This is a genomic window from Spirosoma endophyticum (assembly GCF_900112365.1).
GTDB lineage: Bacteria > Bacteroidota > Bacteroidia > Cytophagales > Spirosomataceae > Spirosoma > Spirosoma endophyticum.
In genome coordinates this window covers 1-12971 of the sequence record NZ_FOLQ01000012.1, presented here as the reverse complement: position 1 = coordinate 12971, position 12971 = coordinate 1, and the positions used below count along the sequence as shown (strand labels likewise).

Below are 12971 nucleotides of genomic sequence, written 5' to 3'. Positions count from 1 at the left end.
AAGGGTAGCGACGAGTTAATTTTTCGGCCGCTTGGCGCCAGGCTTTTTTATGATAGGGATATTAAACCGCGCGGGCGGCCCCGTGTTCTTCCGCGATCTGGATAACTGTCTGATAAGCTTCCGTTTGCAGACGTAAAAACTGGTTCTCCTTTTCCATTTCGGCCAGTTTCTTCTCTAACATTTTGACATAATCAGCATCTCGTTTCATGGCTTTACGACGATGTTTAGGATATAACAGGGGAAGTAAGCGGTAGCGAAAGTAATTGCGGTTAAGACGGCGCAGCTCCGTCCTGGAGATGCCTAGGGTTTCTTCCAGCTCGGAGGCTTGGACTCGTTCGGCCCGATAAGCTTCGACAACTTTCCAACGGAATAGGTGTCGAGTTTTCTTTTTCTTATAGCCTAATAAATCATTAAGATACGTATTCATACTGGATTTTGACTAAAGTTTCCAGTAGCATACGACACTTATGTTAGTCGATTTTTTAAAGATTATGCGTGTCTTATTTAGCCTTAGAAGGATTTCTTAGTTATACAGAAAACAATAATGAGAGCAATGGCAAAAACGCCAAATGCACCAGCAAAAACGTAGCGATAGAGCTTTACGCACTTTGCTTTTTGGGCATCCGTTAAGACGAAATCAAATTGGTTAATGACTGAAGGCCTTAGAACTTGTCGGTAGAAAAAATAAGGTATAGCCCCTGTGAGTAAAGAGGCTTGGACAAAATCGAGATGTAAAGGGCCTACCAGTTTTGCCAGTACCCCTCCCGACAAAACGAGTATAGCCATGTAGTACAAGTACAGTGCAGCCAAGAATCGCCAGAAACCAGTATCCTCCGCTAGTTTAGGTGGCATTTCTATAATAGCATCCAAATAAGCTCCCTGCTGAAAGTCAATAAGAAAGTGCTTAAGACTGACCATTATTGGTTGTTATATAAGTGCATTTATGTTAGCTAAAGTAAGAGATGCATAGCTAACTACTTATGAATAAGCCGTTTCATAAATCGCCCGAATTAATGAGCAGATACATGAACACTTCGTCTACTGTAGCGGGAGCCTATTCATAAACGTTTCCTTGTCTCATTTTGGAGCGTTTCTACGAGACACTAACTTTTTACAATCTGTCCAACACTAGCCGTAGCATACGATGATTGTATAGCAATAAATTAGTCGTGGTTGTGTGCCGGTAGTATCCTTTTGATCAACACAGTTCAGCTAATACCGATGCATTTGAACGTTTGATAGCTTTAAAATTAGATATGTCATCATGACCGAAGGTCATTACTGTATTGCTTCGGCTTTTTACCTATGTGCCTTTCAAATATTTTTGTAAAATGTCCTAGATTCTCGAAACCCATTCGATAGCCGACTTCTGATACAGATATCCGCTCTTCGCGCAAAAGCCGCGCGGCTTCTTTCATTCTTAAATGTTGATAGTATTCATAAATGCCCACTCCGAAGACCTGCGTGAATATTTTACGGAGTTTCAGCTCATTCATACCGGCAATCTGTTTCAATTCTGCGTTGTAGCTGGGCCGGCTTAGTGAGGAAACCATCTTGTCCCTGACCTGGTAGACTGCGGAAATGTCCTTTGCATTCAGTCTTAATCCACCAGATCTTGCCCGATTTTTTAAACTAGTGAACAGATGATAAAGCAATTCTGTGGCTTTCATCTTGTAATAAAAACTTGTCATATTGCCCGGTCCCTCCCGCTTGACGAGGTCGTTGACGGTTCGCAAAATGTCGTCGGTCATCAATTCTTCAATCCAAAAGTTGTTGGCGCTGTCGAAAAGGTACCCGAAGTGTTCAGCCTCTTCCTTTAAAAAGCCCCTCAAATACGCCGCACTGACACTGATGGAAACGTGCGACACGCGGGTGTTTTTCTTAAAATGTAGTGTTTGGCGGATCGCATAGGGAAAGATCCGAACATAAGGCGCCTCGATCGGTGCAGTTGACTCGGACATATCCGTTCCGCCTTCTCCATTGTCTGCAATTATGTTGTGAAACATGAAACCAATACCGTCCGTCAGATCCGACTGGCCGGTGACCCGGGTGAAGTCGTCTTTCACCAACAATGTTCCGAAGTGAATGGCCATATCGGGCAAAAAGGTGAATCCATTGAAATAGATCACCTGAAAATGCTGCAATACATTCTCCAAGATCAAACCCAGCTTATTCAGAAACTGCCGGATATCACTGCCGTTCAGTTCGTCGGGATTATTATTCATTTTTTTCGACTAAAAAAATTCATTTATCGAACATTTTGCTTGCAAAGCTACAATTAGTTTTGCCGTGTAAAGTATAGTATTTGATAAAAAAACATACAGATACCCATGAAAAAACGAGTGCTGATTTCTGGAGCCAGCTTTGCCGGATTAACGCTGGCCTATTGGCTAAATAAGTTTGGTTACCAAGTAACCGTAGCAGAATTAGGCAACGACCTGAGAACAGGTGGCTCACCGATTGATGTACGTGGAGACGCATTAGAAATCGCTCGCGAAATGGGAATTTACGATCAAATCAAAATCAGTGAGTACCTCCATACGGACGAGATCGTGGATGCCCGGGATCAAACACTGGCCAAATTTGCGATTAATCATTTACCGGAATATCTCGGCGATATTGAGATACACCGCGGTGTGCTGGTGAATATCATTTATGAAGCGATTCCGAAAGATGAAGTGAAAATCATGTTTGGCACCAGCATATCCACCTTGACTCAGCACGAAGATCATGTTTATGTGACCTTTGAAACTGGGCAGCGCGAGACTTATGATTTGGTTTTCGGAGCAGATGGTACGCATTCAATGGTTAGAAAACTTGCTTTTGGCCCAGAGGAAGCGTTCAAGAAGTTTCTCGGCGTATATTTTGGATTTGCCGCCACAGAAGAGATACAAACAGGCCGACCCGGAGCGACGGGTATTGTGTATCGGGAGCTGGGGAAACAGGCGGTGATTTATGAATTTCTAAATGGGGTGAATACAATACTGGTGTTCAGAGCCCCTAAGCTGGACTGGAATTACCGGGACCGCGAACGGCCAAAGCAAATTTTAAAAGAGTACTTTGGTAGTAACAATAATTGGAAGATCCCGCAGATTCTGGAAGCCATGCTGGTGGCTGACGACCTTTATTTCGATGAAGCCTGTCAAATCCACATGCCGAGCTGGACAAAAGGACGCGTCGCTTTGCTTGGCGATGCGGCATATGCACCAAGTTTCTTCACGGGCATGGGAACCACACTGGCAATGCAGGGTGCAACCATTTTGGCTAAACAGCTCAATGCGCATGACAATCATCCAACTGCTTTTGCGAACTATAATAACGTTTTCAAACCGGTTGTTGAAAGCGTTCAGGCGCGTGTCGATGACTCGCTTAAAATCCAGTTACCCGAAACAGAGGAAGAACTGGAAGCGTCTTTTGCCGCTTGGAGCAAGAGTGTGGAATAGGATACAAAGCGGCTTCGTCGATTTGAATGGGGCCGCTTTTCTTCATAATATATACCGACAACTAGGTCACATTGAGGTTCCCGTTACAAATGGACGAAAAATAGAGTAGTGGCTGAACCGTATTGATAGGCAGTTGGCACATAACACATTGGACATTTATCCTGCTACACAGCAACAGATTAGTAAATGTTACATACTAGTCTGTCTTCTTTTGATCAACACAGTTCAGCCACTACCCCCTTTAACATACATCAGATAAACGAACGCCCCTTTGTTTCACTTTGGGGAGCCTTTTGAGCGACATGTACTCAGCTGGCTAACTGCCGAGTTGGTGACTTCGTCAGGTTCACCTGTGGCTCAAGTAATTACCGACTCAGTACGCAGCAACTATATAAGTAGTTTTGAGCGCCCTGCTACTTCTTGCTCAAAAGAAAACCAGTATGAACCCACTCCTTTGTAGTCTATGTATTCTGTTGGTCAGTGCCGGGTGTGCTAGGCAACCTAGCCTGCCCCCAAACAGTCCATTCAATGTGACCAGTAGAATCAACGATTCCACCTGGTATGGTACCGGTGAACTCTTGCGTATCAAGGAACCCAACCAACAACTCAAGGATGTTCGGCAGTTGAATCTGCTAGTGTTCACCGATATGGATTATCCGGGTATGGGCGGTGGGCCAAATCCGAATACAAATACAGGTTGTGTAAACGGTGAATGTACCCGGACCCAGATCTTGATGATTTATAATATTCCTCTAAAAAAAGGCCGCACGAGCCTTGCCAGGCTAAATAAGCGCAGCCTGATCAGCAACGAACAAGCTAACCTTTCTTACGTAGGCAATTCCGGCGGGTTACTGAAGCGCTATATCAACAAGGGGGTAAAGCCAAGCTGGGTCAGGGTGACGAGGATCGATCAGACAACCGGTGTAGTAGAAGGGCGTTTTGCTATTTCCCTCAAGGAGGATATGACTGTCTATAACCGGCTAGAGAACGGTATGTCGGAAACGGCTCGGTTCGCCAGTGGCCTATTTCGGATTAAACTCAAAGATGTACTCTTGAAGTAAGATACCCTTGCTCGGCTAGTAATGATCAGTGGCTCTTTGCGAACGCACTGCAACATTTGCTAGTAACCTACATCACTATACTTGCTGATTATTCTTCTAAAAAACGGTCGATTTGGGTAGCTATAAATGAATGTTTCCTCGTCTCTTTTAGAAGCATTTATTGAGATCATTATTCTTACTAACGGTTAACTCCGCATCTTATTTAAAGAGCACCGCTTCTTGAACTCTTCAAATAAGATGCGGAGTTGAAGACGCCTATACGGCTTGGACAGCCAATTGCGTGCTTACGGCTATCCGATTCCAAGCGTTAATCACCACTACCAAACTGATAATCTCGCCAAGGGTCTGATCGTCAAAAAACGCCCGTGCCTGATTGTAGGTTTCATCGCTTACCCCATGCTGATGGATAAGGGTGACCTCTTCTGTTAAGCTCAGGATGGCCTGCTCTTCAGGCGTAAAAAGACGGCTCTCCTGCCAAACGCTCAGCAGAAAAATGCGTTGCTGATGTTCGCCAGCTTGAAGGGCTTCTTGAGTATGCATGTTGATACAGAAGGCACAGCCATTGAGTTGCGAAGCTCGCATGGTGATAAGATGCTTCTGAATGGCAGTAAGCTTTGAACTAGTGAGAACCCCGGACAGGTGGTACATCGCTTTCCACACACCGGGGAGTGTTTTTTCAATATTTACGCGTTGTTGCATAGCTTTTTTATTTGGTTTGACAAAGCTCGCAACTGCGGGGTGCGAATTTGCTTAAACCAGTTTAAGAACCACTTCGTCCCCGAAGTTCACTTAGATATTCGGGGGTAAAGCCCAAGAAGGAAGCCAGCAGATACTGTGGGATACGCTGCACAAACTCGGGGTAACGCCGGACGAAATGATGGTAAAGTGCTTCTCTAGAATAGCCATAGAGGACCATGATGCGGAATTGAGCGGCTGCATGGGCACGCTGGTGCACTAGTCGGAAATAGCGCTCTAACTGTGGATGTGTTTGAAGCAGCTCCTCCTGTGCGCTATAAGTCAGGCTGAGTGCTTGAGTAGGTTCTACCGCCTGGATATAGAAACTGGATGGGCTTTGCGTAGCGAAGGAAGTATAATCGGCTAGCCACCAGTGTTCAAGAGCGAATTGCACGGTTTGCTCCACCCCTTTTTCATTAATAAAAAACATTCTCAGGCAACCTTGTAGGACAAAATAGTTAGCCCGGCAAATGGCACCCTCGGTAAGCAAGTTCTGTTTTTTAGCTAAGGTTATTGGCACAAAGAATTGTTCAATAGCTTCATGATCAGTAAATGAATGTTGGAGCAACTTTTCGATATGTGCTTTTAAAATTGCAGACATGAATAAATTGATCGTTGTATGGGTAGACATTATGTTAGCCAAAGTACGAAAGTCAGGCTACATACTAAGGGGTTATGTATCTTTTATAACGCCCGAATTAAGAAGCAGAAGAAAGTTCTATCGTCTCATTTGGGAGCGTTTTCTTAAGAATAGATTATTTTGTGCTGATTTATTTGAGGTTGCTTATATTGGTGAACCTATTTACTACTTAGTTAACAACTCTGTTTTAATGAACAAAGGTAAGTTAGTACCTATTCTCGTGTACTTTGTGGGTGCCTTCAGCTTAACCTTCGCCTTTAGTCAGCTCCCGAAATGGACTATAGGCACATTGGACTGTACAGATATCTTGTGCGGGTGGGGACCGCTGTTTAGTGGACTAGCTTGTTACCAATTCTTTAAGGTACCTAATCAATATGCCATCTCGCTGAAGGGGGCCAAACCGTATTTGACTTGGGGAATCGTCGGTTTAGCCTTACTGCTTCCTTTTTTGACTATCAATACAATAAGTAAAACGACAATTCTTTCCTCAGTAGTCAGCCAGTTTGTGTACTCATTCGGCGAAGAATTCGGCTGGCGTCATTACCTACAGAATGCGACGGCTGGTTTGAATGCTTGGGGGCGGTATCTGCTGATTGGCAGTTTATGGTTTTTGTGGCACTATTCCTTTACCAAAGATCCTGTGCAAGCGATGACCGGCCAGTCGATACCGGCGTTGATTGGGATTCCTTTGTCTGTTGGCGGGCTGTCAGTATTTTCCTTTATTTGGGGTGATTTAGTGATCAAGACGCGCTCCATTTTATTACCTACTGTCGCTCACTATCTACCGAAAGCAGGGGGTACTGTTTCTTTGAGCGTAGTAGTCGCACTTTTAGTTCTAATTCAAGTAGGCTGGAAACGGTTAACAAGCACTGAACCTACCCCATTACTATAATTCTTGCAAGACTGGGCTCGTTAGCCTTGCCTCGTCCGTCTTTTCAAACGTCCACTTTACTAGGCTGAGCATGAATGATTTTTCGTCTCAGTTTGGGGAGCGTTTTTTGAGATTTTATAAAATAGAATTACAATCTAGAGATTATCCATCAAGGTCAACAACATCGTTGAACGCTAGCTAGCACTATGGTCTATTGGGAGAACTTTGATAGCCAAAAGTAAAAGTAGTAATTTGTGGTAAGTACTGATTGACCTGACTTGAGACTTCTAAGCAGTTCCGGTTGTAGATAAGTCTGCACCCCTTAAAATCCATTGTTCATTATGCTCTTCAAGGCAATCAACCCTCAAAATCAGACCCTAAAGAAGTATATTCAGTATATCCTTTTCAATCAAGGCTTTGATGCCACTACTCAAACCTCATTTACGTCATATCCCAATCATAATATCTGTTTAGGCATCATCCAGGGCCAGTTAATTCAGCAAGCCAACGGCCAAAAAGTTCTGCATCAACGTCCACTAATCAGTTCTTATATTTCGGGCTTGTACACTAAGCCTAACACGCATTATGTAATGGGCTGTCTGGATGAGATTTGTATTGATTTTACCGTGGCAGGCTACTATCGTTTTTTTGCTCTTCCAGCCAAACAATTTGTGCTGGATGGCGATGTGCTTTCTGAAGCGTTTGGTTCCGGAGCCATTCCATTCTTTGAAACGGTTTTCCAGCAAGCGGACCTGTCAACTCGCTGCCAGCTCATTGAGCAATTTTTGCTACAAGTCATCAAGGCCAAACCACCTCATTTTGTTGAGCAGGTTATCAACTGTATTGACCACTACGGATTTACGCGGGTGGCCCAAATCAGTCAGTATTTCAACTGTTCTGAAAAAAAGCTCTATCGCACCTTCCTCGCCTACTATGATCTAGGTCCTAAAGAGTACCTACAACTGCTTCAGTTTCGCCGATGTCTCTGGTATATGACCCGACATCCACAGCTCAGCCTGGACGAAATTGCTTTTCACAATAACTACTTTGATACGCCTCACTTGGTCCGCGCCTTTCATCAATTTACCGACCACCGACCTACCTCATTGAGGCCGCAGATAGTGAGCGTTGATGGGCAAGTGCTCATTACCAGCTTGGATAAAGGCAGTCATCGCCCATAAAATGACGAATGGGTGTCCGATTTGTACAGTAAGCCCAGCCTGATAGTCCCTATTTTTGCGCTCAGATGTTGTAGTGTTCATTAACCCAATGTCAACTAGTAACCTCGTCCATTTGCTATCATTCTCAATGAAAATAACCTTACTATTTTTAGGTTGGCTTTTAGTCATCAACTACTATTCGTTCAGCCAATCCTTACCCGGCACCACACCTGGGGCAAAAATTACAATACAGCTCGATTTTGAGAGCGCTAAAGCCATTACTCGTTTATTAACTAAAACAACGACGACAGATACGGAATTAAATCAGGTCGCTAAGCTGTATGGCAATCAGCAACTGATTGACAAAGTGACCAGTTATGATAAGACCGGGACAGAAGCGATGTTTAAGCAAACCCTACGCGAGTTGATCGAAACGGGGACTGTCAAAGGAAACGATCCCTTTGATTGGAAAGCGGCTAAAACCAACGTAGTAGCCGTTCAGCACTTGATCAGTGAGATTGAAGCTAAAGGCTCCTTTCCGGATGATGTGAAGAGGTGCATCTTACCCTACTGCCCGCCTAACAGTCAGGTAACTGCTCGTGCTTGCTTTTTAGTGGGTGGCGGAGCACTGGGTTTTACCATTGGTCATGATGCGACCTTTAATGTCGCCCTTCAGAAGATCGGTGATGATTATGAAGGGTTGGTTTATTTAGTGGCTCATGAACTATACCACACGATTCAACAGGTCGGCCAACGAGCTCGAAAAAAAGAGACGCTAGTGGGTGATCCACCGAAGCCGGTAGCGAATGCGTACATGTTGCTCTCAAACTTATGGTCTGAAGGGACAGCTACGCTGGTAGGCGATTTTACCGCGATCAAAAAGCCCAAATTATTAGCCACTCAACAGCAGAGTGAATATCAACGTAATCGCCAGCGCTCGCGTCAAAATTTTGTTTTATTTGAAAGCTTACTTTTTTCAGCTTATCATGATTCTACGGCGAATCCCAATCAATTATATAATATCGGGTTCACGGTAGCTTTTGACCAAACGGCTTACTACACGGGTTATCGCATGGCTAAAGAGATTGAAGCGCATAAAGGGAAGGCCGTTTTGGCGGCCTTGATCAACCAAAACCCAATTGAATTTTGCCGAGTTTATATTCAGCTCTATCAAGAGTATCCCGACAAAATCAACATTAGATTTAGTCCGGCTACCGAAGCGATCATTGCCAAGATGCACCCTTGGAGTAATAAAATTTGATGGGTCCCTAAGCAGATTCATGCCATCACGTCACACCAAACACCCCGCTCAAGAAGCAGCTAGATTGATGCTCTTTTGTCTCAACAAGATGCGTCTTGAGATCATAAGCCGACGATCCGTTACAATGTAGAAATGCCCTTTGCCAATCTAGTGGAGGCCTGAATGAGCAAGCCCATGCCCCTTCTACTCACTTTACAGAAGTGAACATGAGTGTCCGGCCAGTTTGAAATCGTACACTCATCAGCCACTAAATACTTGTCAGAGGAGAGTTGTCCGGTTTTATGCATTTGGTATGATACTTGACACTCAGCAGGCAGGCGCTTAACAAGAGTTAAATCGTTAAATCAGTGTCAACTATGATGCTCAAAACCAGCTATAAAGGCATTGATCCGATTGTCTGGCAAGTCAATAGCTTCGGCAAAAATTGCCGTAACGTGGCCACCCAAATTACGACCTTTTTTTACTCTAGGTTAAGCCCAAGAATTACCCAGGCTATTGCCTTTTGTTCGCTGCTGCTGCCTTTAGTTATTGCCTCCCCTAGTGTTGGCCAGAAACTACCAATCCTCAAATCCCATACGTATACTATTTCCATACGCGATGGGGATTATTTCAGGAAAGGCGTCTGGACTATAGACCCCAAAGTAAACCCCGATATTTATGAAGCCCCAATGGCCATCAACGAGAAGGATAAGCTGGTCACTTTCATTACCGATCTTGATTCACTTCAACTCCGAGTGGAGCGAGACAAAACCTACCCGTTCGTCATTCTTATCAATGAAAAAGATAGTGCCTTTACCCAAGTGAAGGCGGTCCAATCAGCGGTTACGTTTACCAAAGCCTATATAAAAGCGCACCAAGGAAAAACATTTATTGAAGTACCGGCGGTGTATGAATTGGTCAATATCATTATCGCGTTGACCAATACCGGTAAAAAAATGGATGGATTAGTGGTTAAAAATACCGCCTACTATCAAGACATACTCAACCGGTTTAGCCCTTACGAGCAAGAGTCAGTTGTGAAGAAAATTGATTCAGTGTTGTCCAAGAGTTATATGGAGTATTTTTCCATTAAGACGAATGCCTATTCGTTTGACTTTACGGCTAAGGGAAGAATCGAACCCAGCGCGGTCTACGACCGGTTCACGAGCACCAATACGCTTAGACCCTATCTGAACGACTTACAGCAATTCGCTGATAAATCTAAGTTTGCGACATTCTTCAAGCAACACCAACCGCTTTATAATCAACTTATTCGTGCCTACCGCGATTCAATGGGGATAGCCCAAATGCAAACATGGCTGGAAAAGAACTTTCCGGGAATTACATATAATTCGTATAAAATTGTGTTTTCCCCGCTGGTGGGGAATAATCAGTCAGCCAATTGGTTTGAGTACAATGGCTTTAAAGAAGTACAGGCCCATATAAATTTCCCCTATCGAGATGAGCAAGAAAAAAAGGAATTTTCCAGCCAGGCCCTTCATGTTAAGGACGGCAATATTGCATTTACCGAATTGAACCACAACTTCATTGGTCCGGAAGGACAAAAACCGGGCTATCAAAAAGGGATCAACGATGCTTTTGTCGATTTAAGTAGCTGGACAAGAACTGGTTCCCCCGCTGAACGTGGTTACCATAATGCCCGGACTTGTTTTGATGAATACATGAATTGGGCTCTGGTAAGCCTACGTTATATCGATTATGCCCCGCCCCTTGAGCAGGCTAAGCTGATCGCCAAAATGGAAAAGCGCCAAGTGGAAGTGAGAGGGTTTAAGAAGTTTGCGGAGTTTAATCAATTCCTTATTCAGTTGTATAAGAATCGGAGTAAAGGCCAGGTAGTGGCAGATTTGTACCCTCAAATTGTGGCGTGGTTTGTTAATAATAAGTGAAGAAAAGTTGTATAAAACTTATAACCGTTGTACTGGCCCTTATCTCATGTAAGCAACCAGAGGATAGCCGTAATCAGTATCATTAAACGCCCCATTTATGAAGCATACGGATTGGGCAGCCTTTAGTTTCCTCCTGCCAAGCTACGTATCAATATACCCTTGCTAGCTATGAGACGTTGTCTGAATTAAGGGAATAGGCCCAACCGGTAGGCTATTGCCTACATCCACAAACAGTTTCATCAACGCTTGATTGATGTAGTAATTACTACGCCCAATCTTCTGTTTATGCACAAAGCCCTGCTCGCTCAGTAAGTCCAGATAGCGCGTGGCCGTCAGGCGCGTCACGTGCAAGTCCGCCATCAGAAAATCAATCTTGGTGTAAGGATGCTGAAACAAGTTGTTAAGCAAGTCCTGACTGTAGAGCTTGGGCAACCGCTGCCGCAGCGTGTGCTTGTAGTGCAGCATCAGCTCTCGAATAGCCTGTACCAGTACAATGGTTTGTCGGGCCGTTTGTTCCACCCCATCCAGCATATACAGCAGCCAGCCCTGCCAATCCTGTTGGTCGCGCACGGCCTGTAGACGTTCGTAGTAGCCGCTCTTATGCTGAATAATGTACCGACTCATGTAGAGAATAGGCAGATGGAGCAGGTCTTGCTGCACCAGATACAGCATATTGATGATTCGGCCCGTACGCCCGTTTCCATCGTAAAAGGGGTGGATGCTTTCAAACTGGTAATGCACAACCGCCATCTTTACCAGCGGGTCGGCATCGAATAGGGTGTCGTCGTTGATAAACTCTTCGAGGTTAGCCATCAGGCTTGCAATCTGGTCAGCTTCCTGCGGGGGCGTGTAGACGACCTCTCCGGTTTGTCCGTTCCGGAGCGTTGTGCCAGGTAACCGTCGAAAACCGGCATTATTCTGCTCCAATTCCTGCTGAATGGCGATAATGTGTCGTAGAGTGAGAAGCTTTTGTTGCCGCACCAAGGCAAATCCTTTTTTTAGGGCACTAGCGTAGCGTTGTACTTCTTTGGTTGCCGGACTGGTAAAGGTATCGGTGAAGAGTTCAGCTCTAAACAGATCGTCATGGGTTGTAATAATATTTTCAACGGCCGACGAGTCTTTTGCCTCCTGAAGAGCCAGCGTGTTGATCAGGATCGATTCATTGGGAATCGTAGCCGCCACGCCTTTGAGCTCTGCCAGATATCGATGTGCGGCAGCCACTTTGCGTAGCACTGGGCGGGTTTCCAGATCAACCTGGGGTGGTAAAGGCGTTAGAACGAATGTCATAAAAGCGACAGCAACGATAAAGCACTGAGCACACGTGCATAAAAAGCGGGGTTTTCTATGCACATGGTGTGCAATATATATAGAAAATGCTGTGTTTCTATATATATCCTATTCGTTGCACTCGATTGTTTCTAGTATAGTGGTTGTATATGGTTCACTCAAACTATTCAATCTGCTTGGACAGGTGCTCATTCGACTTGGGCTCTTTATGCGCCTAGAAATACGTAGTAAAGGTAATCTTGTAGCCAATGGGCGTTAGGGTATGATCATTCCAGTCTTCGGATACGTATTGTCTCAAGTAGGAGCGTTTTTTTGAGACAAAGCATTTAGAATAAGTAATCCTCGCTTATTGGTTTGCATTAAAAGCACTGAAGTTGATGCTTAACTTTCCACCCACATTCGTCAAACAGCGATTCAGGGCATAGGCTAAATCATCATTAGTCAAATAATCCTCGGGCCTCAACCACCCCCCTTTCAGATGTCGCCATAAGGTTTCGGCAAGGTTGAGATGGGGACAGTAGACAGGCAGGAAAAACAAATATAGCCCTCTGGCTTCCCAAATCGGCCGCATCATTTGGATGTAGCCCGCTGTGTGAATCCGGGCATTGTCCAACACAACCACCGTCG

The 12971-nt window shown here is 44.6% G+C and carries 13 protein-coding genes; 6 read left to right on the top strand and 7 right to left on the bottom strand.

Annotation, left to right across the window (positions count from 1 at the left end):
- Window positions 1-61 precede the first annotated feature (61 nt).
- The 3 genes from BM202_RS24095 to BM202_RS24085 form a co-directional block, all read right to left on the bottom strand.
- A complete protein-coding gene (locus BM202_RS24095; RefSeq protein ID WP_093830967.1) occupies window positions 62-427 on the bottom strand; it encodes a hypothetical protein in 366 nt (121 codons plus the stop codon).
- 83 nt (window positions 428-510) lie between these two features.
- Window positions 511-918, bottom strand: a complete 408-nt coding sequence (locus tag BM202_RS24090; protein ID WP_093830965.1) for a hypothetical protein — start codon at window positions 916-918, stop codon at window positions 511-513.
- Window positions 919-1262: 344 nt separating this feature from the next.
- Window positions 1263-2225, bottom strand: a complete 963-nt coding sequence (locus BM202_RS24085) for a helix-turn-helix transcriptional regulator (RefSeq protein ID WP_218160594.1) — start codon at window positions 2223-2225, stop codon at window positions 1263-1265.
- 105 nt (window positions 2226-2330) lie between these two features.
- Here BM202_RS24085 and BM202_RS24080 point away from each other — a divergent pair, with 105 nt between their 5' ends.
- Together BM202_RS24080 and BM202_RS24075 are read left to right on the top strand one after the other, a co-directional pair.
- Window positions 2331-3443, top strand: coding sequence for an FAD-dependent monooxygenase (locus BM202_RS24080; RefSeq protein WP_093830963.1), 1113 nt, complete (start codon window positions 2331-2333; stop codon window positions 3441-3443).
- A 530-nt stretch (window positions 3444-3973) separates the two neighbouring features.
- On the top strand, window positions 3974-4504 hold the full coding sequence (locus BM202_RS24075; protein WP_093830962.1) for a hypothetical protein: 531 nt from the start codon (window positions 3974-3976) through the stop codon (window positions 4502-4504).
- A gap of 255 nt (window positions 4505-4759) precedes the next feature.
- Here BM202_RS24075 and BM202_RS24070 read toward each other — a convergent pair whose 3' ends face one another.
- Both BM202_RS24070 and BM202_RS24065 read right to left on the bottom strand, forming a co-directional pair.
- A complete protein-coding gene (locus BM202_RS24070; protein WP_093830960.1) occupies window positions 4760-5203 on the bottom strand; it encodes a carboxymuconolactone decarboxylase family protein in 444 nt (147 codons plus the stop codon).
- A 61-nt stretch (window positions 5204-5264) separates the two neighbouring features.
- On the bottom strand, window positions 5265-5840 hold the full coding sequence (locus BM202_RS24065) for a Crp/Fnr family transcriptional regulator (protein WP_093830958.1): 576 nt from the start codon (window positions 5838-5840) through the stop codon (window positions 5265-5267).
- Here BM202_RS24065 and BM202_RS24060 point away from each other — a divergent pair.
- From BM202_RS24060 to BM202_RS24045, 4 genes are all read left to right on the top strand, one after another.
- Window positions 5839-6771 (top strand): CPBP family intramembrane glutamic endopeptidase, encoded by a 933-nt coding sequence (locus BM202_RS24060; protein WP_093830956.1) that lies wholly within the window; start codon window positions 5839-5841, stop codon window positions 6769-6771. The two genes, BM202_RS24065 and BM202_RS24060, sit on opposite strands and share 2 nt — an antisense overlap.
- A 320-nt stretch (window positions 6772-7091) precedes the next feature.
- Window positions 7092-7931 carry an AraC family transcriptional regulator gene (locus BM202_RS38300; RefSeq protein ID WP_245776762.1) on the top strand — a complete coding sequence of 280 codons (840 nt, stop codon included), beginning with the start codon at window positions 7092-7094 and terminating at the stop codon, window positions 7929-7931.
- Between the two features lie 127 nt (window positions 7932-8058).
- Window positions 8059-9171: a DUF5700 domain-containing putative Zn-dependent protease gene (locus BM202_RS24050; protein WP_093830954.1), complete on the top strand. Its 1113-nt coding sequence runs from the start codon at window positions 8059-8061 to the stop codon at window positions 9169-9171.
- 356 nt (window positions 9172-9527) lie between these two features.
- Complete coding sequence (locus tag BM202_RS24045; protein WP_245776761.1) at window positions 9528-11057, top strand: DUF4932 domain-containing protein; 1530 nt, start codon at window positions 9528-9530, stop codon at window positions 11055-11057.
- A gap of 162 nt (window positions 11058-11219) precedes the next feature.
- Here the strand turns inward: BM202_RS24045 and BM202_RS24040 are convergent, their stop codons facing one another.
- Together BM202_RS24040 and BM202_RS24035 are read right to left on the bottom strand one after the other, a co-directional pair.
- Window positions 11220-12344 (bottom strand): Fic family protein, encoded by a 1125-nt coding sequence (locus BM202_RS24040; protein WP_093830950.1) that lies wholly within the window; start codon window positions 12342-12344, stop codon window positions 11220-11222.
- Window positions 12345-12690: 346 nt separating this feature from the next.
- A partial coding sequence (locus BM202_RS24035; protein ID WP_177236667.1) for a transposase occupies window positions 12691-12971 on the bottom strand: 281 nt, incomplete at its 5' end.